This is a genomic window from Parapusillimonas granuli (genome assembly GCF_013416525.1).
GTDB lineage: Bacteria > Pseudomonadota > Gammaproteobacteria > Burkholderiales > Burkholderiaceae_B > Parapusillimonas > Parapusillimonas granuli.
Window position 1 is genome coordinate 27565 of sequence record NZ_JACCEM010000013.1, and the last position, 23828, is coordinate 51392.

Genomic DNA, 23828 nt, shown 5'->3' on the forward strand with positions numbered 1-23828 from the left:
TATGTAATAAAGAAATTACGTTATATTTATTTTAGTTATAAGCTTACTTCATCGAGATCGTAGTGTTCACGGCGGTGGCATGGGCGGCCCAGCGCGCCGTCACGGTCTTGGTCTGGGTCCAGAACTGCACGGCCTGCTTGCCGTTGGGCCCCAGGTCGCCCAGCTTGGAAGCGCGCGAGCCCGTGAAGCTGAACCAGGCGACGGGCACCGGGATCGGAATGTTGATGCCGATCTGGCCGACGTCGATATTGTTCTGGAAGTAGCGCGCCACGCCGCCGTCCTGGGTGAAGACCGCCACGCCGTTGCCGTTGGGATTCCGGTTGATGAATTCCACCGCCTCCTCCAGGGTGTCGACGCAGACCACGCACAGCACCGGGCCGAATATCTCTTCGCGGTATATGGCCATGTCGGCTTTCACCCCGCCAAAGACGGTCGGGCCCACGAAATTGCCCCGCTCATAGCCGGCGACGGCGAGCCCGCGGCCGTCCAGCAGCAGCTCGGCGCCCTCTTCCACCCCCTTCCGTATCAGGGTCTCGACGCGCTGCTTCGCGGCGGGGGAAACCAGCGGGCCCAGGTCCGCCTCGCGGTCGGTGCCGATATTGACCTTGAGCTTGCGCGCGCGCTCGATGAAGTCCGGCAGCCAGTCCTTGGCCTCGCCGACCAGCACCGCGACCGAGGTGGCCATGCAGCGCTGCCCCGCCGCCCCGAACGCCGCCCCCACCAGCTGGTTCAGCGCCGCCTCGCGATCGGCGTCCGGCATGATGACGCAATGGTTCTTGGCGCCCATCATCGCCTGGCAGCGCTTGCCCGCCTCGGACGCGCGCCGGTAGATTTCGGTGCCCACGCGCGTGGAGCCGATGAAGGACACCGCCTTGACGTCCGGATGCTCGCACAGCCCGTTGGCGATGTCGGGCCCGCCATGGATCACATTGAGCACGCCGGGAGGCAGGCCCGCTTCGAGCGCCAGCTGCGCCAGCATCAGCGACGAGCTGGGGTCCTGCTCCGAAGGCTTGAGCACGAAGGTGTTGCCCGCCGCGACGGCAAGGGGGAACATGAAGCAAGGCAGCATGATGGGGAAATTGAACGCGGTGATGCCGGCGCACACGCCCAAAGGCTGCACCAGGGTATAGACGTCGATGCCGGTGGCGGCATTCTCGGCGTACTCGCCCAGCTGCAGGGACGCGATCGAGCAGGCGTGCTCGATGACCTCCAGGCCGCGGCCCACTTCCCCTTCGGCATCGGGCAGGGTCTTGCCGTGTTCGAGCGTGATCGACTTGGCCAGGGCGGCGATGTTGTCGCGAACCAGCTTCTGAAGATTCAGCATGACCCGCGCGCGCGCCGCCTGGCTGGTATTGCGCCAGCCGGCGTATGCCTTGCGGGAGTTCTCCACCGCCAGATCGAGTTCCTGTTTCGTGGCGAAGGGAACTTGCGCCACCACTTCCTGTGTCGCCGGATTGACCACATCGCGCCATTCGGTGGTTTTCGATTGCACGAGTTCTCCGCCGATCAAGAGCGGGATGCGTGGAACTGCACTCATTGAAGTCTCCTCTATACCTGTACATGCACGCCGAACCGCGCGTGGATTGATGACTCATCAGCAGACAATCGCAGTGTAGTTGCGTAAAAAGCTTATTGCCATCTAAATATTTCTTGCCCATCATGCCCGATCGCGGCTCGCCGTTCGCCTGGAACGGCCCGCGGGCGGCGCGGCGGCGCGGGCCGCTCGGGCTGCCTGACAAGAATCGTGAAACGGAATCCGGCCCGGCCGCATCCAATGGATGAAACGCAGCGATTTCCGTTGCGCGCCTTGGAGCCACATGATGATCCGTTCCCTTCTTGCCGCCGCCGCGGCCGTCCTGTCATTTTCCGTCGCCGCGCCCTGTGCCATGGCGGCCGAGTCCTCCTTGCTGAATGCGCCGCCGGCAGCCCCTTACAAGGCGGTCAGCTCGCTGGTCAAACTGCCGGACTTCATTCCCGGCCTGGGCCAGCTGTTCGTCGACCCCGATACCCTGCCCGCGGGCCCCTTCCTGGGCTATGGCCATGACGGCAAGCTGGTCAGCACCACCTACATGATCCCGCTGTCCGTGATGAAACCGGACATGGACCTGAATGACCTGAAGGCTCCCGCCGGCACCGTGGACCATGTCGACGTCATGTACAACGCCGGCCATCCCGGCGTCGCCGAGCCGCACATACACGTCGTGCTCTGGAACGTGCCCGCCGCTCAGGAAGGCCGCGTCGCCAAATGAGAACCGTTGCCCATGATCCCCGCCGGCGCCTGCTGCTCTCGGCGGGCGGGGGGTTGCTGCTGTCGGCCGCCGCGGCGCGGCGCGGCCTTGCTGCCGACGAGATCGAAATCGCCCTGTCCGGCACCCCGACCGGCTCCCATGTCTGGTTCCGCCCGCGCGGCGTGCTGATCCGGCCCGGACAGGCCGTGCGATGGGTCAATCGCGACGCCGGCAATGTCCACACGGCCACCGCCTACCACCCCGACAACGGCAAGCCTTTGCGCATTCCGGAAGGCGCCAAGCCGTGGGATTCCGGCTATCTGATGCCCAATGACGCTTTTGTGATGGTGTTCGACGTGCCGGGGGTCTATGACTATTACTGCATCCCTCATGAACAGGCGGGCATGGTCGGCCGCATCGTGGTGGGACGGGTGGACGCCTCGCTGCGGCCTTACGCCGGCACGGACGCGCTGCTGCCGCAGGCGGCGGTGGCGGCTTTTCCCGGTGTCGGCGAGATCCTGAAATCGACCCGGGTCGATTGAGCAATGAGGGCGCCGTTCATGGCGCCGCAGGAGAAATGAGATGATCAACTATGCCTTGATGATTTTTGCGATCGCCGCCGTCGGCGGCTTGATACTGGCCGGCCACGTCTTGCGCGACAAGTTCGCGCCGTGGTTTCTGTCCTTGCTGCACGCCTTGCTTGGCGCCATCGGCCTGATTCTTTTGATCGTTCTGCTGGCCCAGGGGCCCGCTCCGGCGCCGGTCACCGTCGGGTTCGTCTTGCTGGTGCTGGCCGCGCTGGGCGGCTTTTTCCTGGCTTCGTTCCATGTGCGCAAGAAGCTGCCCCCGAAAGCCGTCGTGGTCGTCCACGCCGCGCTGGCGGTCATCGGCTTTCTGACTCTGTTCAGTGTGGTGATCTGATGGCCCGCCACCCTTTGCATCCGGCGCTGGTGCATTTTCCCATCGCCTGCTGGTCGCTGGCGACGGCGGCCGATTTCGCGGGCTTGTGGCTCGGCGAGGCCGCCTGGCGCTGGTCCGCCGGCCTGCTGGCCATGGGCTGCGCCATGGCGGTCGCCGCGATGGCGGCCGGCCTGCTGGAGCTCGCCCGTGTGCCGGAGGGCCGGGCGATGCGCGATGCCTATGCGCATATGAGCGCAATGCTCCTCGCTCTGATCCTGTTCGGCGCCCGTCTGGCGCTGGGGCTGGACGGCCTGCGCCCCTTGGCGCCCGATGCGTTGTCCTTGCTGCTCGATGCGGCCGGTTTTGCGCTCCTGGTCCTCGGCGGCTGGTTCGGCGCCAAACTGGTCTACCACCATGGCGTCGGACAGAACGGCCACGCCCCCGCCGGCGCGTGCCGAGCCATAAAATGAACGGGAACGCACAGCATTCCATGGTTGTAGAACCCAGCCCATCCGCAGCGAGAATTTGGAGGCGCCATGCGACACGCCCGGGCCCATGAGGCCTTTTCAGAACATACGCCGGAAAAGGATTTGATCGCATACGCCGTCGGCGGCGACGAGGACGCCTTTGAAACCATCATGCGGCGCCACAATCGCCTGCTGTTTCGCACGGCGCGCAGCATCATGCACAGCGACACCGATGCCGAGGATGTCTTGCAGGAAGCCTATCTGCATGCCTGGCTGGCATTGGGCAGCTTCCGCGCGGAAGCCAGGCTGTCGACATGGCTGGTACGCATGGTCGTCAACGAGGCGCTTGGGCGCCTGCGACGCAAAAGCGCTCAAATCATCCCATTGGACGCGGCTATGAATTCGTTCGAACCCGAAATCCAGGCCGCTCTCACGCAGAGCGCCGACCAACGGCCCGAGCGACTGGCGATGCGGGCGCAGCTGCGCGAAATAATCGAGGCCCGGATCGATCTGTTGCCCGATATGTACCGCAGCATCTTCGTGCTGCGCGCGCTGGAGGAAATGAGCGCGCAAGAGGTCTCGCAAGCGCTGCAAATTCCCGAAGCCACCGTGCGGACGCGCTACTTTCGCGCCCGCAACCTGCTGCGCGCGGGCTTGGCCAACGACATCGACATGTCGCTGGAAGACGCCTTTTCGTTCGACGGCGAGCGCTGCGACCGTATCGTGGCCAAGGTCCTGTCCAGGATCAGGGCGGAAAAAAACTAGCCGGGCCCCACGGCAAGGCCGGTCGGCGCCGGCCTTGCCGAATTCTTGACGCGACGGGCCGTGGGCCCCTAGACCGCGGGATCCTGCCTCGCCCTGTCCTTCGGCGCCTTGACGCGCAGCTTGCGCCACAGCATGTAAGCCATCAGCGCCGTGAAAATGGCATGCACCAGCCAGACGCCCACCCCGAAGCTCAGCTGCCCGTTGCCGATCCAGCCCCGCGACAGGTTGATCAAGTTCATGTATAGCAAGCCGACCAGCCCGGCGATCAGAAAATCCCCCGAACGCCCGAGCCGCGGATTCACCGAGCCCAGCGGAATGGCCAACAGCGCGAGATTCAGCGCCGCCAGCGGCAGCGCCAGCCGCCACATGATCTGCGACCGGGCTTCGTCGGTATCGTCCGCGAACAGCTGCATGGTCGGCCTGGCCTTGATCTGGCTTTCCGCCAACTGGCGCGCCGCATCGATCGAGCTGGCGCTGGCCTTGCTTTCCAGCCGGAACCCGTAGCGCTCGAAATCCACCAGGCGGAAATCCGGCCGGCCGGGCTTGAGATCGTAGCGATGGCCCTCGCTCAGGACCAGGAAACGGTCGCCGTTGGCTTCCTCCTGGATGCGCGCGCCCTGCGCGGTGACCACGCTCAGCCATTCCTGATCCACCACGCGGGCGATGATGTTGCCCATCTCCTGGCCCGGCTGCGTGGGCTGTTCCGCGAAAAACACCCGCGCGCCGTCATTGGTTTCAATGAACTGGCCGGTCGTCACCTTGGAAAGATCAGAGCGCTGCTCGTAGCGCTGCCGATACTCGGTGATCTGCCGATAGGCCCAGGGGGACGCGGCCAGCGTCAGCACCGCGATCACCAGGGCGATCGGCACCGCGCAGCGCAGAATCGGCCCTATCCAGTCCTTCAGCGACAAGCCGCTTGCGAACCAGACCACCATTTCGGATTCGCGAAAGCTGCGAGTGACCGTCGTCAGGACGGCGATGAACAGGGACACGGACAAGATCACCGGCAAGGCGGTGATGCTGGAAAAAGTGGCCAGGCCGAACACCACGTCGGCGCCGATGGACCCGTTCGCGGCTTCCCCCAGCAAGCGCACCAGCAGCACGCTGAGCCACACGACCAGCAGCGTCGACAGCACGACGCCGGCGTGGCTCATGATTTCAGAGACTACGGAACGCTTGAATAGTGACATGAGAGAATATGCGGGATAATCATAAGCATCCTACGGACACTCATCGGGAAACTCGAATGGAATTTAGCACACAGACCTCTGCTTCATTGCATCAATTGAAAACAGCGGCGCTGGCCGTCGGCGTGTACACCGGCGGCGCGCTGAGCCCGGCCGCCGAAACCATCGATCGCGCGAGCAACGGCGCCGTGAGCGCGGCGCTCAAGGCTGAATTCAAAGCCAAGGCCGGCAGCCATCTGGCCCTGCACAACCTGCCCGGCGTCAGCGCCGCACGCGTCATTTTAGTCGGCCTGGGCGCACAAGACGCCTATGCCGCCTCGGTGCATGCCAACGCCGAAGAGGCTTTCGCGAGATATTGCGTCGGCGCCAGTCTGGCCGAAGGCGTCTCCACGCTCGCCGCCATCGATTGCCCGGACGCCACCCTGCGCGCCCGCGCCCGGTCCGCCGCGTGCGCGGCCGGCCTGTCGGTCTACCGGTACACCGCCACCCTGGGCAAGGAAAAAGACGCCCTGCCCAAGCTCAAGAAGTTCACCGTCTGGGTCCCGCGCGCCCAGGCCACGCAGGCGCAGGCCGGCCTGCGCGAAGGCCGCGCCATCGCCAACGGCATGAACCTCACTCGCGAGCTGGGCGACCTGCCCCCCAACGTCTGCACGCCCACCTATCTGGGCAACACGGCCAAGAAGCTCGCCAAGGAATTCAAGTCGCTCAAGGCGGAAGTCCTGAACGCCAAGCAGATCGAAGCCCTCAAGATGGGCTCCTTCCTCTCGGTGGCGCGGGGCTCCTACGAACCGCCCGCCTTCATCGTGCTCAGGCACGCTGCCGCCGGCGGCAAGGCGGCATCCAAGGGCGACAAGGGTCCCATCGTCCTGGTCGGCAAAGGCATCACCTTCGACTCCGGCGGCATCTCGATCAAGCCGGCCGCCAACATGGACGAAATGAAGTACGACATGTGCGGCGCCGCCAGCGTGCTGGGCACGCTGCGCGCCATCGCCGAACTCGAGCTCGGCCGCGAAGTCATCGGCCTGATCCCCGCGTGCGAGAACCTGCCCAGCGGCCGCGCCAACAAACCGGGCGACGTGGTCACCAGCATGTCCGGCCAGACCATCGAAATCCTCAACACCGACGCCGAAGGCCGCCTCGTGCTGTGCGACGCCCTGACCTACGCCGAGCGCTTCAAGCCGGCCGCCGTCATCGACATCGCCACCCTGACCGGCGCCTGCGTGGTGGCGCTGGGCCACGTCAACAGCGGGCTCTTCAGCAAGAACGACGAGCTGGCCGACAGCCTGCTGAAGGCGGGGCTGGAAGCCCACGACACCGCCTGGCGCATGCCGCTGGACGACGCCTACCAGGAACAGCTGCACTCGAATTTCGCCGACATGGCCAATATCGGCGGCATGCCGGCCGGGTCCGTCACGGCGGCCTGCTTCCTGTCGCGCTTCACGAAGAACTACCCCTGGGCCCACCTCGACATCGCCGGCACGGCGTGGCGCGGCGGCAAGGACAAGGGCGCATCGGGGCGCCCGGTTCCCCTGCTGGTCCATTATCTGCTGGCGCAGGCGGGCAAGCCCGGCGCATGAGCCGCATAGACTTCGCCTTCGGCGCCGGCGACCGACTGCGCATGGCCTGCCAGGTCGCCGGCAAGCAGTACCTGGCCGGCCGCCGCCTGGTCGTCTATACGCAGGACCCCGCCCGGCTGGCCAAGTTCGACCAGCTGCTGTGGGGCTTCGAAGCCACGGCCTTCGTGCCCCACGTCCACGTCGACGACGCGCTCGCCTCCGTGACCCCGGTGCTGCTGACCAGCCAGCCGCCGCTGCCGCCGGAACCCGGCGCATCCGGGGCGCCGTGCTGGCTGCTCAACCTGGACCTGCAATGCCCTCCGGGGGCGGAGCGCTTCGAGCGGGTCCTGGAAATCGTGTCCGGCCACGACGAAGACAAGCTCGCCGCGCGCAACCGCTGGCGCGAATACCAGGCGGCCGGCCACACCCTGCACGCTCATGACGTCTCGGCGTCGGCGCCGAAGCGCTGAACTCCGGGCGCGCACGGTGGTCTCAAGACCAGTATGGTCCTTCTTTCAGCGTTTCGGCGTTGACGGCATATGGCTATAGGTAGATACCTTCTTGCATTTTCAGCTATTTGTCAGTTAATCTTAGCATTAAAGTTTCTATCCATCTCAAAGGAAGCATCATGAGCGATTTTCGTCCAACTTTGGCTGACAACGGCGGCTACACCACCGCCGCGTCGGCAGCGGTGCGCAACCGCGTCATGCGCAACACTTATTGGCTGCTCGCCCTGTCGTTGGTCCCCACGGTCCTGGGCGCGCTGGTCGGCCTGAACACGGGCATCAACCAGGTCATGGGCTCCAGCCCGGGCATGAGCGTCATCGTCTTCCTCATCGGGGCGTTCGGTCTCATGTATCTCATCGAGCGCAACAAGAACAGTTCCATGGGGGTGGCGCTGCTGCTGGCCTTCACGTTCTTCATGGGCATCATGCTGTCGCGGCTGCTGGGCCATGTCATGGGCCTGGCCAACGGTTCGCAGCTGATCATGCTGGCGTTCGGCGGCACGGCGGTGGTGTTCGGCGCCATGGCAAGCGTCGCCAGCACCAGCAAGCGTGATTTCTCCACGATGCACAAGTTCTTGTTCATCGGGGTGATCATGCTGATCGTGGCGTCGCTGGCCAATATATTCCTGCAGTTGCCGGCGCTGATGCTGACCATTTCGGTGCTGGCCATCGGCATTTTCTCGGCGCTGCTCCTGGTGGATTTGCAGCGGGTGATCAATGGCGGCGAAACCAACTACGTTTCGGCTACGCTGGCGGTGTATCTGGACGTCTACAATATTTTCGCGAATCTGCTGATGCTGCTGGGGATTTTTGGCGGCGATCGGGAATAAGCAGTATTTCCCTGCTCCCTAAAGTGCCGGCTCTTCTGGTTCCCGATTGGGAGCCGTGAGAGCCGGCCTTGTTTTTTTGTGTCTTCGCGCGGCCTGTTTATTGATCGTTGCGCCGTTATTGGTTTCTTGACGCGGCCTGCCAGGTGCTGCGCGGGCGCTCTTGCTCCCGTGACCCGGTCCTGCTGCGCAGGACTGCCCGTCCAAAGCACGCCTGTCGGGACGAGCCAAAACCGGGGAGTTCTGGCCAACGGCCAGAACCGCCTTCGCCTAGCCCGATGCCCCGATATGCCGAGCAGACCGTGTTCAATGACCTGATGGACAACACACCAAGCAGACCGTGTTCCATGCCCTGATGAGCAACAAGCCAAGCAGGCCGCGCACCCCTACCGCCGAGCAGCCAAAGCACGCGCCCCATCCGCCGCCACCAGCACCACCGCCACCCAGATCGGCACATAAGTGAACCACGCAGCCACCGGCACTTCCTCGCTCAAGAACAAAAAAGCCACCCAGAACAGCAGCACCGGCTCCACATACCCCAGCAAGCCAAACAGCCCCAACGGCAAATACCGGCTCGCCGACAAATAAGCGATCAGCGCCGCGGAACTGATCGCGCCCAGCACCGGCACCAGGAACAGCAGCGCCGGACGCAGCTGGAACTGCTCCACCACCCCGACCTCCTGGCCGCCCAGAATGAAAAAAGCCGCGGGGACCATCAGCATCATGTCGAACCACAGCGTACTGAGCGAACCCGTGCGCAGCTTCCGCCGCAGAATGAAATAAGGCGGATACCCGAACATCACCAGCGCCGTCACCCACGAGAACGCCCCCGTGCGCAGGAACTCATGGGCCACTCCGAGGACGGCGATGGCGACCGCGGCGGTTTGCAGCCGGTTCAGCTTTTCCTTGTAGAGCACTCGGCCGACCAGCACCATCACCAGCGGCAGCAGAAAATACCCCATGGAGACATCCAGCGCCCTCTGGTGCAAAGGCGCCCAGACGAACAGCCAAAGCTGGGCGCCTATCAAGGCCGAACTCAGAGGCAGCAGCAGCCAGAGGCGCCACTCCCGGCGCAGCCGCCCGAAGACCTGCGCCACCTCCTTCCAGCCGCGCGAACGCGCGAGCAGCACCGCCACGGCGGGCAGGCAAAGCAAGATGCGCCAGGCGAATATCTCGGCGCCGTCCAGGGGATGCAGCAAAGTCGTGTAGTAATACAGGACCGCGAACAGCACCGAGGACAGGACGGAAAGGACGACGCCGCGTGTCATGGCGAGCCGACGAGCTTGTTGACCCGGAACAGCCGCTCGCGCCTCAGTATGGTTTCCAGCGGTTCGAGGTCTTTGTGCGGCGCCAGGGCGTAGGCCGGCAGCGCGCTCAGCAGGCCTTGCGTGGCATCCGGGTATTGCTGCCAGCAGCGCAGCAGGAATTCATCCGGGTCGAACAGGCCCAGGCCCATCCCGCGCAATTCCGCGCGATTGAAATCCCGAGTGTTCCGCGTCAGGATGCCGGCTTCCAGCCCCGGCCACCGGGCCAGGGCCGCCCGGCCCGCCGCCACCACGTGCCAGTCCTTCGGATCGCTGCGCCGCAAGCCGGTTTTATAGGCCTCGACGCCGCCCTGGTCGGCCTCGGGGAAGGCCTGCTGCAATTCCCGCCACTGGGCGTGGACGTCCTCGTCGGGCACGCCCCACAGACGGGCGGCATTGCGGCGCCATTCGTCGCCGATGACGGGGCTCCAGACCGGCCGGAAACAGGCCTGCCCGGCCAGGTGCAGCAGGCCCCGGCGCAGGACGTTGGAGATCAGGACGCAGGTGTCCAGGACCAGGATATCGGGCACGCGCTTGTTCATCGCTCAATATCTTTGCAGCTCCATCAGGACCTTGCGCGTCTGGAGCGGACGGCCCAGCAGTTCGTCCAGGCGCTCCCGCAGCCGCCGCCGCAATTGCGGCTCCAGCGCCGCATCGTCGAAATCGGGGCTGTCGCTTTCCATGCCGTAGCCGGTTTCATGCAGCAGCGTCCATTCGAAGCGGCGCAATGCGCTTGCGGCCGGCTGCTGCGACGCCAGCTGCCGCAGGGCGGCATCGTAGGCGTCGAACAGAACGGGATGAGGGTCTTCGCGCGGCAACAGGCGCAGCAGCAGCTCGTTCATGTACCAGGCGGACATGTGCGCCCGGCCGGACAGCCGGCGCACGCCCGCGCATTCGGCGCGGGTCAGGGTCTTGACTTCCCCCGCCCCGCTCCAGGAGATCGCCAGCGGCTGGAAGGCGGACAAGACGGGCCGCAAGACCGAATAAGGCCTTTTCGCGCCCCGGGCCGCCAGCGACACCACGCCGTGCTCGCGCGCGAACGCCTGGACCAGCAGCGAGGTTTCGCGCCAGGGCGAGGAATGCAGCAGGTAGGCCTCGGCATCCTGGACGCGCAGCGCCCTTCTATTCATACCCCAGTTCGCGCAGGGCGCTCTCGCGGTCCGACCAGCCCTTGCGCACCTTGATGTAGACCTCCAGGTGCACCGGCTTGTCCAGGAGCTTGATCATGTCCTGGCGCGCCTCGGAGGCGATGCGTTTCATGTGGGCGCCGCCCGCCCCCAGCAGGATGGGCCGATAGCCTTCGCGTTCGACCAGCACGCAAGCGGCCACGCGCACGCCGGTGTCGTCCTCTTCCCATTGCTCTATCATGACGGTGCATCCGTAGGGAAGCTCGTCGCCCACCAGGCGGAAGATTTTTTCGCGGATGAGTTCCGCGGCGATGAAGCGGACCGGGCGGTCGGTCAGCGTGTCCGCTTCGAACATCGGCTCGCCTTCGGGCAGGCGCGCAGCGATCTCGTTCAGCAGTTCCTCGAGCTGCACGCCGCGCAGGGCGCTGACCGGCACCACGGCGGAATACGGGAACTGCGCCATGATCTTGCTCACGTAAGAGAACATGTCGTTCTTGTTCTTGAGCGCGTCGATCTTGTTGACCACCAGTATGGTGTTGCCGTCCTTCGGCAGCAAAGGCAGCAATTGCGCGTCGCCCGCCGACCACTTGCCCGCCTCGACCACGTGCACCACGACGTCGACGTCGGCCAGCGCCTGGGTGACCACCCGGTTCATCATGCGGTTCATCGCCCCGCCGTGGCGGGTCTGGAAGCCGGGCGTGTCGACGAACACGAATTGCTCGTTCTCGCGGGTCAGCACGCCGTGGATGCGGTGCCGCGTGGTCTGGGCCTTGCGCGACACGATGGAGATCTTGGTGCCGATGAGGGCGTTGGTCAGCGTGGACTTGCCGACGTTGGGCCGGCCCACGACGGCCACGAAGCCGCAGCGATGGGGAGTGGTCATTTGTGCTCCTGTGGCACAGCGACGGGCAGCGAAAGCTGTGTGGATTTGCGCGGCCGGTGGGCTCTGGCGCCCTTGACCGGAGCCAGGGCCTGGAGCGCGGCGATGGCCTGCTCCGCGGCCTGCTGTTCGGCGGCGCGGCGGCTGCCGCCGCCGGCCGTCACCTTGATGTCGAACTTGGGGATATGGCACTCCACTTCGAAAAGCTGATTATGGGCGGCGCCGTGCGTGGCGATGACGGTATACACCGGCAGATCCAGCTTGCGGGCCTGCAGCAGTTCCTGCAGCAAGGTCTTGGGATCCTTGCCCAGGGTCTTGGCGTTGACGTTCTGCAAGATGGGTTCGTACTGCCTGGCGATCACGGATTGCGCGGCCTCGTAGCCGCCGTCCAGGAAGACCGCGCCGAACAGGGCTTCGAGCGCGTCGGCCAGGATGGACGGGCGGCGGAAGCCGCCGCTCTTGAGCTCGCCCTCGCCCAGCCGCAAATACTGGGACAAGGACAGGTTGCCGGCGATCTCGGCCAGCGACGCCTGCTTGACCAGATTGGCGCGCAGGCGCGAAAGATCGCCTTCGTCGATCTTGTCGAAGCGCTGGAACAGCAAGGCGGCCACGACGAAATTCAGCACCGAATCCCCGAGGAATTCCAGGCGCTCGTTGTGCCGGGCGCTGTGGCTGCGGTGCGTCAGCGCCTGCTCCAGCAGAGAGGGATCCGCAAACTCATGGCCCAGGGCCGTCTGCAGGGAAACCAGCTTGCCCATTAGCGAAAGCCACCTATGCGACCGAGGTCGCCGAAGTTCATCCAGATGAAGAAGGCCCGGCCGACGATGTACTTTTCGGGCACGAAGCCCCAGTAGCGGCTGTCCAGGCTGTTGTCGCGATTATCGCCCATCATGAAGTAATGGCCTTGCGGCACGGTACAGCGCACGCCGTTGCCCAGGTAGTCGCAGTTTTCCCGGAACGGGAAATTCGAGATGGCCATGTAGTCCTGGCGCGCCTGCTTGTTGAGCAGGATGTCGTGGGTCGCCTCGCCCAGCTCTTCGGTGTAGCGGCCCACATAGGCCGAGCGGTCGGGCTCGAAGTAGTCGCCGTCGCGCACGTGGCGCACCGGGTCGCCGTTGATGGTCAGGGTCTTGTTCTGGTATTGCACCACGTCGCCCGGCAGGCCCACGACGCGCTTGATGTAGTCCACGTTCGGGTCCACCGGGTAGCGGAACACGATGACGTCGCCCCGCTTGGGCTCGCCGACGTCGATGACCTTCTTGTCGATGACGGGCAGGCGTATGCCGTACTGGAATTTGTTGACCAGTATGAGGTCGCCGTCCTGGAGCGTGGGCAGCATGGACCCCGACGGAATGCGGAAGGGCTCGACGACGAAGGAGCGCAGCGCGAACACGAACAGGATCACCGGGAAGAAGCTGACGCAGTATTCCACCCACCACGGCGCCCGGTTGGCGTTGTCATAGGCTTCCTGCCGGATGCGGGCGGCATCGGCCGGCTCCAGCCCTTCGACGGCGGGCGCGATGGCTGCCATGGCCGCGACCCCTTGCGCCCGCCGCTTGCGGCGCAGGAAGAAGAAGTCCAGGCACCAGACCGCCCCCGTGACCAGCAGCAGGAGGAACAAAATCAGCGCGAAATCCCAACTCATACCCGGTAAACCCTTGTTTGAAATTATTTATCCTCGACCTGCAGGATGGCCAGGAAGGCTTCCTGGGGTATTTCCACATTGCCCACCTGCTTCATGCGCTTCTTGCCGGCCTTCTGCTTTTCAAGCAGCTTCTTCTTGCGGGAGATGTCGCCGCCATAGCATTTTGCCAGTACGTTCTTGCGCAAGGCCTTGACGTTTTCCCGGGCGATGACTTCGGCCCCGATGGCCGCCTGGATGGCGATGTCGAACATCTGGCGCGGAATGAGGCCGCGCATCTTGGACACGACCTCGCGCCCGCGATAGCGGGCATTGGCGCGGTGCACGATCATCGACAGGGCGTCGACCCGGTCGCCGTTGATGAGGAGGTCGACGCGCACGACGTCGGCGGCACGATATTCCTTGAACTCGTAGTCCATCGAGGCGTAGCCGCGCGACACCGACTTGAGCTTGTCGAAGAAGTCCAGCACGATCTCGGCCAGCGGCATTTCGTACATGAGATGCACCTGCCGGCCGTGGTAGGTCATGTTCAGCTGCACGCCCCGCTTGGCCATGCACAGCGACATCACCGGCCCGACGTATTCCTGCGGCATGAACAGCGTGATCGTGACGATGGGCTCGCGGATCTCGGTGATGTTGCCGATCTCGGGCATGCGCGAGGGGCTTTCGATCATGATGACCGTGCCGTCGCGCTGTTCGACCTCATAGACGACCGACGGCGCGGTCGTGATGATGTCCATGTCGAACTCGCGCTCCAGGCGCTCCTGCACGATCTCCATGTGCAGCAGCCCCAGAAAGCCGCAGCGGAAGCCGAAGCCCAGGGCCTGGGAGACCTCGGGTTCGAACATCAGCGAGGAATCGTTCAGCTTCAGTTTTTCGAGCGAGTCCCGCAGCTGATCGTACTCGCTGCTTTCGACCGGATAGAGCCCGGCGAAGACTTGCGGCTTCACTTCCTTGAAGCCGGGCAGCGCCTTGTCGGCGGGTTTGCCCGCCAAGGTGATGGTGTCGCCCACCTTGGCGTGCTCCAGTTCCTTGACGCCGGCGATCACGAAGCCGACCTCGCCGGCCGACAGCTCGGTGCGCGGCATGGACTTGGGCGTGAAGACGCCGATATGCTCGCACAGGTGGCTGGCGCCGGTCGCCATCAGCAGGATCTTGTCCTTGGGGCGCAGCACGCCGTTGACGATGCGCACCAGCATGACCACGCCGACGTAGTTGTCGAACCAGGAATCGATGATCAGCGCCTGCAAGGGCCGGGACGGATCGCCGACGGGCGGAGGCACCTTGCTGACGATCATTTCGAGGATGTCATCGATGCCCATGCCGGTCTTGGCGCTGCACAGCACGGCTTCCGAGGCGTCGATGCCGATGACGTCCTCGATTTCCTGGCGCGCCGCCTCGGGGTCGGCGGAGGGAAGGTCCATTTTGTTCAGCACGGGCAGGACTTCCACGCCCAGCTCGATGGCCGTATAGCAGTTCGCGACGGTCTGGGCCTCGACGCCCTGCGAAGCGTCCACCACCAGCAGCGCCCCCTCGCAGGCGGACAGCGAGCGGCTGACTTCGTAGGAGAAGTCCACGTGGCCCGGGGTGTCGATGAGATTGAGCGCGTATTCCTTTCCGTTTCGCGCCGTGTAGCGCAGCGCGGCCGTCTGGGCCTTGATGGTGATGCCGCGCTCGCGCTCGATGTCCATGGAATCGAGGACCTGGGTGGACATTTCCCGGTCGGCCAGCCCCCCGCAACGATGGATCAGGCGATCGGCGAGCGTGGACTTGCCGTGGTCAATGTGGGCGATAATGGAAAAGTTGCGGATGTGATCCATAAACCATCAGTAGGAAAGCCACCCATGTGATCGGGTAGAGAATTAATGGGAAGCATAAAAAAGGGAGCGCTAGAGGGCGCTCCCTTCTGCCTGACGACATTTTAGCCGTTTCCGCCGATTATTTTCGGGGAGTGATGGTCACCCACTGGGATTGATCGCCCCGTATCACCAGCAAGGCCGCCGCCCGGGACGGGCTCAGGCCCGCGACCACCTTGGCATACTGCGCCGGGCTGGTGATGTCGACGTCGTTGATGGTGATGATGATGTCGCCCGGGGCGAGGCCCGCCGCCGCGGCCGGTTCTTCGACCTGGGCCACCTGCACGCCGCCCTTGATGTCGAGTTTTTCGCGGACCGTGTCGGACACCTCGATTACCTTGAGGCCCAGGGCGTCGGCCGCCTCGGCCTTGGGCTGTTCGCCCTGGCCGGCGCCGGCTTCGTCCGCCGACGGCATTTCACCGACCTTGACTTGCAGGGTGATGGTCTTGCCCTTGCGCCAGACGTCCATCGGCACGCGGCTGCCGGGCTTGGTGCCGCCCACGATGCGCGGGAGATCCGACATCTGGGAGATCTGCTTGCCGTCGAAGCGCGTGATGACGTCGCCGGAGCGCACGCCCGCCTGGGCCGCCGGGCCGTTGGGCTCGACGTTGCTGACCATCGCGCCCTTGGCGCTTTCCAGGCCGATCGCCTTGGCGACGTCTTCGGACACGGAACCGATCTGGACGCCGATGCGGCCGCGCGTGACCTTGCCATGGGCTTTCAGCTGGTCGACGACCCGCATGGCTTCATCGATGGGTATGGCCAGCGAAATGCCCATGAAACCGCCGCTCTGGGAGATGATCTGCGAATTCACGCCCACCACCTGGCCCGCCAGATTGATGAGCGGCCCGCCGGAATTGCCCGGATTGACGGCCACGTCGGTCTGGATGAAGGGCAGATAGTCGCCGGTGTCTCGGTTGATGGCGCTGACGATGCCCGCGGTGACCGTGGAATCCAGCCCGAAAGGCGAACCGATGGCAAGCACCCATTGCCCCTTCTTGAGCTTGGTGGAATCGCCGATGGGCAGCGGAGTCAGGCCTTGGGCGTCGATCTTGATGAGCGCGACGTCGGTGCGGGGATCCGTGCCTATGACCTTGGCCTTGTATTCCTTGCCCGAGGTCAGGGTGACGAAGATGCCGTTGGATTTGGCGACCACGTGGTTGTTGGTGAGTATGTAGCCGTCGGACGAAATGATGAAGCCCGAGCCCACGCCGCGAGGCACGGTGCGTTCCTGTTCGGGCGGCGTGGGCGCGTTGCGCTGGCGCGGGCCGGGCATGCCGGGCGGCATGAAGTCGGGCCCGAAGAACCAGCGGAACATTTCGTAGGGGTCGCTGGGGCCGGGGCCCATGGGGCTGCGGCGCACCGGCACCGATTCGGTCGTGCGGATATTGACGACCGACCCTTCGGTCTGCTCCACCACCTGCGTGAAATCGGGAACGGCCAGCGTGGGGGTGGCGCTGGGCTGGGCGTTGACGGTCATTCCCGCCGAAGTCAGAGCCATTGCGACGCCGACCGCGGCGCAGGCCGCGATACGCTTGACTCGATTGCTTCCTAGACGGATGAATTGCATCATGGAACTCCTGGCTTGAAAATTCGATTATTGGGGCTGTGCCAAGGGGACGTACTCGGTGCGCTCGGCGATTCCCCGCAGGGTTTCGGGAGGCACTTCCCCCAAGGCCGTCAACCAGTGATCGCCCACGCGCGTACGAAATATATTCATGGCGCCGGCGCTGACCACCGCATTGGCGTGCTGACCTTTCTGATCTTGCTCGAATGGCTCGATGAAGACGGAAATGGCGGCGAGCCCGTCGGTGACGACCAGCTGGCTGACCGCTCCGCGCTTCATGTGGCGCTGTACCTGCGTGATGGGCTGGAACCCTTGCGGAAAGGGAATGCGCCAGCCATTTTTCGCGAGATCGATCGGTGACATGGAGGGTTCGACAACCTTCCAGTCCTTAAGGTTCCAATTGGAAGCGAGCAAGCTGGATTCGATCTTGTCGCCCACCTGAATGCTGTTGAAGGCGATCTGGTCCAGGACGTCGCGCTCGGCGCTGAGGGTCTGCAGCTTGAGCAGCAGGCCGGTCTTGGTGTCGACGCACAGGCGATAGCCGTAGCGCAGGCCGTCGCGGGGGACGAGCTCCAGGATGGCGCATTCGCGGCCGGCCACGCGGCCCACCGCGGCTTGCGGCCGCATTTCGTAGTGCGCCGGCAGGTCCTTGCCGCTGCCCAGCAGCAGCGAGGGAAATCTTTCGCCGTTGCGCCGCTCTATGACCACGGTTTTCTTTTCGGGAAAGAGGCACTGGGTGACGTCGTTCTGGCGGATGAATTCGCGGGGCGCGCCGTCCAGGATCTCGATGCGTTCGCGCTCGCCCGTGCCGTCGACCATGTGGACGATGCGCGAGGAACTCATCACCTGGCCCTGGTGGTAGGTGTAGACGCCGGAATAATCCAGCTGGCGCGCGGCCTGCTGCACTTTCGCCAGCACGGCCAGGACCGGTTCCGGGGCGGCGTCGGCCGCCGCCGGAGCGGGCGCGAGCAGGCAGGCGGCCGCCAGCCACATGGCCGAACACGCCTGGCCCATCTTGAGCGCAAACGGCGTCACCGGCGCACCTCGAACGAGGCCTGCCGGATGGGGTTGACACCGGCTATTTCGCGGTGGGCGTCCAGGTAGTCGCCCAGGCCGGAGGGTTCTTCGGCGTTGGCCATCAGCTGCGTGGCGGGCGCCGGGGCGGACTGTTCGCCGGCCACGTAGGGCAGTGCCACCCAGACGACGGTGGCCACGGCCGCCGCCACGGCCAGGCCCGACAGGCCGATGCGCAGCGTGCCGCCGCGGCGCAGGTTGCGGGGCGCCACGATGGGCGGCTCGGCGTCGATGGCCTTGGACACCCGGGCGTAGAAGAAGTCCGAAGGCTTGATGGCCAGGTCCTGGGTGCGCAGCACGTCGCCGATCAGGTGATAGGTGTCCCATACCTGGCGCCCGTAGGGGGTGTCCAGTTCTTCGGGACGGATATCGTCTTCGCCATCTATCCAAGAAGAAACCGACGCCTCCCAGGAAGGCTGGTCGTCGCCCTGATCCAGCCCGGTCCGATTGAGGTATTGCATTGTGGCTCCTTACCAACGACGGTCGGAATCGCCGCCCAGCACCGGGCGCAGCTGCGCCGCGATGGCTTCCCGCGCCCGGAAGATCCTGGAGCGGACCGTTCCGATGGGGCAGCCCATGCTTTGGGCGATGTCCTCGTAACTCATGCCTTCAATTTCGCGCAGCACGATCGCTGTGCGCAGGTCTTCCGGCAAGCCGGCGATGGCCGCGTTCACCGTCTCGACGATTTCACGGCTGGCCATGGCCGATTCCGGGGTGTTGATGTCAGTTAGGTTGTCGATCTGGCTAAAAGTTTCACCATCTTCGGACTCAATTGCATTTAAAGTGGCCGGGCGCCTGCCGCTGGCCGCCTGCCAGTTGCGCGCCGTGTTGATGGCGATCCGGTACAGCCAGGTGTAAAAGGCGCTGTCGCCCCGGAACTGGGGCAGCGCCCGGTAGGCCTTGATGAAGGCTTCCTGGGCCACGTCTTCGATCTCGGAGGGGTCGCGTACCATGCGCGACAGCAGCCGCATGATCTTGCGCTGGTACTTGAGCACCAGGAGGTCGTAGGCGCGCTTGTCGCCTCGCTGAACGCGAGCGACCAGTTCGGCATCGACGTCGCGTTCGCTCATGGTTTTTCCTTGTTATGGCTACGCTCCGGCATGGCGTGCTGCGCGGCGACGCAGCGCCGCAGTTCCCGCCATTGTTCCTCCTCCAGGCCCGCTTTCCATATCGTGAGCTCTAGTGGTTTTCCCCGAGCGCCGGCGGCGTCATCCTGGAACCGCAGGGTGACCCAGGCAAAAGCCGGCCATGCGCGCAGCAGGCGCAGGGGACGCGCCCCGCCCCCTTGCCGGATCGCCCAGCGGCCGGCGCCTTCGAGTGTCAGCGCGGCCTCGGCGGGCTGCGCCCGGCCCAGGGCCGCCGCCAAGCCGGCCCAGCCGCCCGGCCGGACGGGCCAGCGCCCGGTTGTGGACTTGGGCCCGGCCAGGCTATATCCTCCGGACGATCATGGACCCGTTCGTGCCGCCGAAGCCGAAGGAATTGGACAGCGCGACGTCGATCTTCATGTCGCGGGCCTGATTGGCGCAGTAGTCCAGGTCGCATTCGGGATCCTGGTTGAAGATGTTGATCGTGGGCGGCGACACCTGGTTATACACGGCCAGCGTCGTGAAGACGGCCTCGACGCCGCCGGCCGCCCCCAGCAGGTGGCCGGTCATGGACTTGGTGGAGTTCACGACCAGGCGGGACGCATGCGGCCCGAAAGCCAGCTTGAGCGCTTCGGTCTCGTTTTTATCGCCCTGCGGGGTGGAGGTGCCGTGGGCGTTCACGTAGTCGATTTCCTCGGGGTTGATGCCGCCGTTGCGCAGCGCGTTCACGATGCCGCGGCGCGGGCCGTCGCGGTCGGGCGCGGTGATGTGGTGGGCGTCCGAACTCATGCCGTAGCCGGCGAATTCGCCGTAGATGCGGGCGCCCCGCTTGCGCGCGTGCTCGTATTCTTCGAGCACCACCACGCCGGCGCCCTCGCCCAGCACGAAGCCGTCGCGGTCGCGGTCCCAGGGCCTGGAAGCGGTGGTGGGGTCGTCGTTGCGGGTGGACAGCGCGCGCATGGCGGCGAAGCCGCCCACGCCCAGCGGCGACACGGTGGCTTCCGCGCCGCCGGCCACCATGACGTCGGCGTCGCCGTACTCGATGAGCCGGGCCGCGTCCCCGATGGAGTGCAGGCCGGTGGTGCAGGCGGACACGACCGCGTAGCTGGGGCCCTTCAGGCCCAGCATGATGGACAACTGCCCCGAAATGAGGTTGATCAGCGAGGCGGGCACGAAGAAGGGGGAGATCCGGCGCGGACCGCGTTCCAGATATTCCACCTGCGTTTCTTCTATGCGGGGCAGGCCGCCGATGCCCGAGCCGATGACGACCCCGATGCGCTCCGCGTTCTGTTCGGTGATTTCCAGGCCGGAATCGCGCCATGCCTGGACGCCCGCCGCCACGCCGTAATGGATGAAGGTATCCATCGTTTTGGCTTCCTTGGCGGACATGTACTGCGTAACGTCGAAACCCTTCACCTCACCCGCTATCTGGGCATTGAGCGCGGACGGATCGAAGCGCGTGATTCGGCCTATGCCCGAGCGCCCGTTGACGATATTGTCCCAGGCGGTGGGGATATCGTTGCCGACTGGCGAGATGATACCCAGGCCGGTAATGACGACACGTCGTTTCACGGATGACTCCTAAAATAAAAAAGCGGTTTAAAGCTCGCAGGCGCCGCGCCTGACCGAACATGGAGTTTGGAAGGCGCAGGGCCCGGCTCTAAAAACCGCCCTGGAGGGAGGAGCGGCGGAACAACCGCGCCCGCACCCGAAAATGGAAAATTACTGTTTGCTGTGCGAAGAGATGTAATCAACCGCTTGCTGAACCGTCGTGATTTTTTCTGCCTCTTCGTCGGGAATTTCAGTTTCGAATTCATCTTCGAGTGCCATCACGAGCTCGACCATATCGAGCGAATCGGCACCGAGGTCGTCAAGGAAGGAAGATTCGTTTTTGATCTCGGCTTCGTTGACGCCAAGTTGTTCAGCGACGATCTTCTTGACGCGCTGTTCGATGCTTTCCATGCAGATCTCCAAGTAGGGAAAATTCCCGCGAATTATAGCCAAACGAAAAAATTATTGGTGTTGGCCATGATAAAAAACAGCATTGCCGAATGTTCTGACCGCCTGCCCTGTTGCCGCAGGCCCACCCGGAACGCCCTAAAAATGGACAGATTTTACCCCACGAGAGGGCCACTGTCGGCTTCGTTACATATACATCCCGCCGTTGACGTGCACCGTCGTGCCCGTGATGTAGCCCGCCTGCGGGCTCGCGAGAAACGCCACGGCGTGGGCGATGTCGGCGGCGGCGCCCATGCGGCCCAGGGGAATCTGCGACAGGATCGCCGCCGTCTGGGTTTCGCCCAGGGCGCGCGTCATGTCGGTTTCGATGAAGCCCGGCGCCACGCAATTGACGGTGATGTTCCGGCTGCCCAGCTCGCGCGCCAGCGCACGCGACATACCCGCCACGCCGGCCTTGGCGGCCGCATAGTTGGCCTGCCCCGGGTTGCCGCTGTGGCCGATCACGGACGTGATGTTGATGATGCGCCCCCAGCGGGCCTTCATCATGGTTTTGGTCACGGCCCGCGACAGCCGGAAGACCGCCGTCAGGTTGGTGTCGATCACCGTCTGCCAGTCGTCGTCCTTCATGCGCATGGCCAGGTTGTCGCGGGTGATGCCCGCGTTGTTGACCAGGATGTGCGGCCCGCCGTCCTGGGCCAGTTCGGCCGCGAGGCGCTCGCAAGCGGCCGCGTCGTCCACATTGAGCACCACGCCCCGGCCGCCGGAGGCGCCCAGCATTTCGCCGATCGACTGCGCGCCCGATTCCGACGTCGCCGTGCCGACCACGACGGCGCCCCGGGCGGCGAGTTCGAGCGCGATCGCTTTTCCTATGCCGCGCGTCGCGCCGGTCACCAGGGCGGTCTTGCCCTCGAGCTGTTTATCCTGCATTGCCATTACCCTTGTAAAGTATCCAAAGCCAGCTGCAACGAAGCCGGATCCGTGATGGCCAGCCCGACCAGGTCGCGATCGATGCGCTTGGTCAGGCCGTTGAGCACCTTGCCCGGCCCGCATTCGACCACATGAGTCACGCCCTGCGCCTTCATCGCACGGATGGTTTCGACCCAGCGCACGGCATGCCAGGCCTGTCTGACCAGCGCGTCCTTGATGCCCGCCGGGTCCGAAGGCTGCGCCACGTCCACATTGTTGATGAGGGGAATGGCGGGCGCGGCCAGGGAGATGCCGGCCAGCGCCCGGCCCAGAACGAGCGCGGCGGGCTGGAGCAGGCTGGAATGGAAAGGCGCGGACACGGGCAGCGGCAGCGCGCGCTTGGCGCCGGCCGCCTTGGCCAGGTCGCAGGCGCGCTGCACCGCATTCTTGTGCCCGGCGATGACCACTTGTTCGGGAGCGTTGAAATTGACGGCTTCCACGACTTCGCCCTGAGCCGCTTCGGCGCACGCCGCCCGTACGGCGTCGTCTTCCAGGCCCAGGATGGCGGCCATGGCGCCGGTGCCGACGGGCACCGCTTCCTGCATGGCATTGGCGCGGATGCGCACGATGCGCACGGCGTCTTCCAGGGCGATGGCGTCCGCGGCGGCAAGCGCGGAGTATTCCCCCAGGCTGTGCCCGGCCACCAGGGCGGGCTTGGCGCCGCCGGCGCCGATCCAGGCGCGGTACATGGCCACCGCCGCCGTCAGCATGGCGGGCTGGGTGTTCGTGGTGAGATTGAGCTCTTCGGCGGGACCGGCGGAAATCAAGGCGGCCAGGTCCTGGCCCAGGGCGCCGGACGCCCGCTCGACGGTTTCCTGCACCGCCTGGTTGCCCGACCAGGCGTCCAGCATGCCCACCGACTGGGAACCCTGGCCCGGAAATACGAATGCAACTTTCATAGTATCCAATGAAAACGGTTGGAAGGGCGCGCGGCCTTTTCTTTTATATGCGGACCAGGACGGAGCCCCAGGTGAAGCCGCCGCCCACGCCCTGCATCATGACGACGTCGCCTTCCTTGATGCGCCCGTCGCGGCGGGCGGCGTCGAAGGCGAGGGGCACGCTGGCGGCCGAGGTATTCGCGTGCCGGTCCACGGTGACGACCACCTTGTCGTCCGACAGGCCCAGCCGGCGTCCCAGGAAATTGATGATGCGTATGTTCGCCTGGTGCGGCACGAACCAGTCGATGTCCTGGAGCTCGATGCCGGCCTCGGCGCAGACGTCGGTGGCGGATTTGGCCAGGGACGTGACGGCGAGCTTGAACACCGCCTGCCCGTCCATGCGCAGGAAGGGATCCCCCACCACTTTCCCGTGCGACACGTTGCCGGCCGCGCAAAGAATCTTCATCTGGCTGCCGTCGGCGCTCAGCTGCGCGGCGATGATGCCGGGCTCGTCGGCCGCCTTGAGCACCACCGCCCCCGCGCCGTCGCCGAACAGGACGCAGGTGCTGCGGTCGTTCCAGTCGAGGATGCTGGAGAACACTTCGGCGCCGATGACCAGGGCGGTCTTGGCGCGGCCCGCCCGGATGAAGGCGTCGGCCGTTGCCAGCGCATAGACGAAGCCGCTGCACACCGCCTGGACGTCGAACGCCGCCCCGCCGCGCGAGCCCAGCGCCGCCTGCACCAGGCAGGCCGTGCTGGGGAAGACGAAGTCGGGCGTGGAAGTGGCGACGATGATCAGGTCCAGGTCCTGGGCGGCCACGCCGGCGTCGGCCAGCGCGAGCTGCGCGGCGCGCGTCGCCAGCTGGCTGGTGGTCACGCCCGGATCGGCCAGATGCCGCTGCCGTATGCCGGTGCGCTCGACGATCCAGGTGTCGGACGTTTCGATTTGCCGGGTAGCCAGGTCTGCCGCAAGATCGTCATTGGTGACGACCCTGGGTGGCAAATAGCCGCCCGACCCGATAATTTTCGCATAAGGCATAGTAGCTTCCAGATA

The 23828-nt window shown here is 65.1% G+C and carries 27 protein-coding genes; 8 read left to right on the forward strand and 19 right to left on the reverse strand.

Annotation, left to right across the window (positions count from 1 at the left end; translation table 11 throughout):
- Positions 1 to 43: 43 nt before the first annotated feature.
- A complete protein-coding gene (locus H0A72_RS19810; protein ID WP_180158245.1) occupies positions 44 to 1537 on the reverse strand; it encodes a CoA-acylating methylmalonate-semialdehyde dehydrogenase in 1494 nt (497 codons plus the stop codon).
- 280 nt (positions 1538 to 1817) lie between these two features.
- Between H0A72_RS19810 and H0A72_RS19815 the strand changes: the two genes are divergently transcribed.
- The 5 genes from H0A72_RS19815 (at position 1818) to H0A72_RS19835 (ending at position 4360) form a co-directional block, all read left to right on the forward strand.
- Positions 1818 to 2249, forward strand: a complete 432-nt coding sequence (locus tag H0A72_RS19815) for a DUF5602 domain-containing protein (RefSeq protein ID WP_246437041.1) — start codon at positions 1818 to 1820, stop codon at positions 2247 to 2249.
- On the forward strand, positions 2246 to 2770 hold the full coding sequence (locus H0A72_RS19820; protein ID WP_180158246.1) for a cupredoxin domain-containing protein: 525 nt from the start codon (positions 2246 to 2248) through the stop codon (positions 2768 to 2770). Before H0A72_RS19815 ends, H0A72_RS19820 begins: the two co-directional genes overlap by 4 nt.
- A 40-nt stretch (positions 2771 to 2810) precedes the next feature.
- Positions 2811 to 3149, forward strand: coding sequence for a hypothetical protein (locus H0A72_RS19825; RefSeq protein WP_180158247.1), 339 nt, complete (start codon positions 2811 to 2813; stop codon positions 3147 to 3149).
- Positions 3149 to 3598: a DUF2231 domain-containing protein gene (locus H0A72_RS19830; RefSeq protein ID WP_180158248.1), complete on the forward strand. Its 450-nt coding sequence runs from the start codon at positions 3149 to 3151 to the stop codon at positions 3596 to 3598. The genes H0A72_RS19825 and H0A72_RS19830 overlap by 1 nt, the downstream gene beginning before the upstream one ends.
- A gap of 66 nt (positions 3599 to 3664) precedes the next feature.
- The gene (locus tag H0A72_RS19835) at positions 3665 to 4360 is read left to right on the forward strand and encodes an RNA polymerase sigma factor (protein ID WP_180158249.1); all 696 of its coding nucleotides are present in this window, start codon (positions 3665 to 3667) and stop codon (positions 4358 to 4360) included.
- Between the two features lie 68 nt (positions 4361 to 4428).
- Here H0A72_RS19835 and lptF read toward each other — a convergent pair whose 3' ends face one another.
- Positions 4429 to 5550, reverse strand: coding sequence for an LPS export ABC transporter permease LptF (gene lptF / locus H0A72_RS19840; protein ID WP_180158250.1), 1122 nt, complete (start codon positions 5548 to 5550; stop codon positions 4429 to 4431).
- 56 nt (positions 5551 to 5606) lie between these two features.
- Here lptF and H0A72_RS19845 point away from each other — a divergent pair, with 56 nt between their 5' ends.
- The 3 genes from H0A72_RS19845 (at position 5607) to H0A72_RS19855 (ending at position 8439) form a co-directional block, all read left to right on the forward strand.
- Positions 5607 to 7124: a leucyl aminopeptidase gene (locus H0A72_RS19845; RefSeq protein ID WP_180158251.1), complete on the forward strand. Its 1518-nt coding sequence runs from the start codon at positions 5607 to 5609 to the stop codon at positions 7122 to 7124.
- On the forward strand, positions 7121 to 7573 hold the full coding sequence (locus tag H0A72_RS19850) for a DNA polymerase III subunit chi (protein WP_180158252.1): 453 nt from the start codon (positions 7121 to 7123) through the stop codon (positions 7571 to 7573). The genes H0A72_RS19845 and H0A72_RS19850 overlap by 4 nt, the downstream gene beginning before the upstream one ends.
- 158 nt (positions 7574 to 7731) lie before the next feature.
- Positions 7732 to 8439, forward strand: a complete 708-nt coding sequence (locus H0A72_RS19855; RefSeq protein WP_180158253.1) for a Bax inhibitor-1/YccA family protein — start codon at positions 7732 to 7734, stop codon at positions 8437 to 8439.
- A gap of 383 nt (positions 8440 to 8822) precedes the next feature.
- Here H0A72_RS19855 and rarD read toward each other — a convergent pair whose 3' ends face one another.
- From rarD to H0A72_RS19940, 17 genes are all read right to left on the reverse strand, one after another.
- Positions 8823 to 9704, reverse strand: coding sequence for an EamA family transporter RarD (gene rarD / locus H0A72_RS19860; RefSeq protein ID WP_180158254.1), 882 nt, complete (start codon positions 9702 to 9704; stop codon positions 8823 to 8825).
- Positions 9701 to 10282, reverse strand: a complete 582-nt coding sequence (locus H0A72_RS19865) for a PIN domain-containing protein (protein WP_180158255.1) — start codon at positions 10280 to 10282, stop codon at positions 9701 to 9703. The genes rarD and H0A72_RS19865 overlap by 4 nt, the downstream gene beginning before the upstream one ends.
- A 3-nt stretch (positions 10283 to 10285) precedes the next feature.
- Positions 10286 to 10870: a DNA repair protein RecO gene (gene recO, locus H0A72_RS19870; protein WP_180158256.1), complete on the reverse strand. Its 585-nt coding sequence runs from the start codon at positions 10868 to 10870 to the stop codon at positions 10286 to 10288.
- Positions 10863 to 11750, reverse strand: coding sequence for a GTPase Era (gene era / locus H0A72_RS19875; protein WP_180158257.1), 888 nt, complete (start codon positions 11748 to 11750; stop codon positions 10863 to 10865). Before era ends, recO begins: the two co-directional genes overlap by 8 nt.
- A complete protein-coding gene (gene rnc / locus H0A72_RS19880; RefSeq protein WP_180158258.1) occupies positions 11747 to 12505 on the reverse strand; it encodes a ribonuclease III in 759 nt (252 codons plus the stop codon). The genes era and rnc overlap by 4 nt, the downstream gene beginning before the upstream one ends.
- On the reverse strand, positions 12505 to 13392 hold the full coding sequence (gene lepB, locus H0A72_RS19885; RefSeq protein ID WP_180158259.1) for a signal peptidase I: 888 nt from the start codon (positions 13390 to 13392) through the stop codon (positions 12505 to 12507). Before lepB ends, rnc begins: the two co-directional genes overlap by 1 nt.
- A 23-nt stretch (positions 13393 to 13415) precedes the next feature.
- A complete protein-coding gene (gene lepA, locus H0A72_RS19890; RefSeq protein ID WP_180158260.1) occupies positions 13416 to 15209 on the reverse strand; it encodes a translation elongation factor 4 in 1794 nt (597 codons plus the stop codon).
- A gap of 118 nt (positions 15210 to 15327) precedes the next feature.
- Entirely contained in the window at positions 15328 to 16815 is a 1488-nt protein-coding gene (locus H0A72_RS19895; RefSeq protein WP_180158309.1) for a Do family serine endopeptidase, read from the reverse strand.
- A gap of 27 nt (positions 16816 to 16842) precedes the next feature.
- Positions 16843 to 17847: a MucB/RseB C-terminal domain-containing protein gene (locus H0A72_RS19900; protein ID WP_343060238.1), complete on the reverse strand. Its 1005-nt coding sequence runs from the start codon at positions 17845 to 17847 to the stop codon at positions 16843 to 16845.
- Positions 17844 to 18347 (reverse strand): sigma-E factor negative regulatory protein, encoded by a 504-nt coding sequence (locus H0A72_RS19905; protein WP_180158261.1) that lies wholly within the window; start codon positions 18345 to 18347, stop codon positions 17844 to 17846. Before H0A72_RS19905 ends, H0A72_RS19900 begins: the two co-directional genes overlap by 4 nt.
- Positions 18348 to 18356: 9 nt before the next feature.
- Positions 18357 to 18956, reverse strand: a complete 600-nt coding sequence (rpoE, locus tag H0A72_RS19910) for an RNA polymerase sigma factor RpoE (RefSeq protein WP_180158262.1) — start codon at positions 18954 to 18956, stop codon at positions 18357 to 18359.
- On the reverse strand, positions 18953 to 19252 hold the full coding sequence (locus tag H0A72_RS19915) for a hypothetical protein (protein WP_180158263.1): 300 nt from the start codon (positions 19250 to 19252) through the stop codon (positions 18953 to 18955). Before H0A72_RS19915 ends, rpoE begins: the two co-directional genes overlap by 4 nt.
- A gap of 61 nt (positions 19253 to 19313) precedes the next feature.
- Positions 19314 to 20543 carry a beta-ketoacyl-ACP synthase II gene (gene fabF / locus H0A72_RS19920; protein WP_180158264.1) on the reverse strand — a complete coding sequence of 410 codons (1230 nt, stop codon included), beginning with the start codon at positions 20541 to 20543 and terminating at the stop codon, positions 19314 to 19316.
- A gap of 150 nt (positions 20544 to 20693) precedes the next feature.
- Positions 20694 to 20933, reverse strand: coding sequence for an acyl carrier protein (gene acpP, locus H0A72_RS19925; RefSeq protein ID WP_013742768.1), 240 nt, complete (start codon positions 20931 to 20933; stop codon positions 20694 to 20696).
- A gap of 183 nt (positions 20934 to 21116) precedes the next feature.
- The gene (gene fabG, locus H0A72_RS19930) at positions 21117 to 21857 is read right to left on the reverse strand and encodes a 3-oxoacyl-ACP reductase FabG (protein ID WP_180158265.1); all 741 of its coding nucleotides are present in this window, start codon (positions 21855 to 21857) and stop codon (positions 21117 to 21119) included.
- A 5-nt stretch (positions 21858 to 21862) separates the two neighbouring features.
- On the reverse strand, positions 21863 to 22795 hold the full coding sequence (gene fabD, locus H0A72_RS19935) for an ACP S-malonyltransferase (protein ID WP_180158266.1): 933 nt from the start codon (positions 22793 to 22795) through the stop codon (positions 21863 to 21865).
- Positions 22796 to 22838: 43 nt separating this feature from the next.
- The gene (locus H0A72_RS19940) at positions 22839 to 23813 is read right to left on the reverse strand and encodes a beta-ketoacyl-ACP synthase III (RefSeq protein WP_180158267.1); all 975 of its coding nucleotides are present in this window, start codon (positions 23811 to 23813) and stop codon (positions 22839 to 22841) included.
- Between the last annotated feature and the right edge of the window lie 15 nt (positions 23814 to 23828).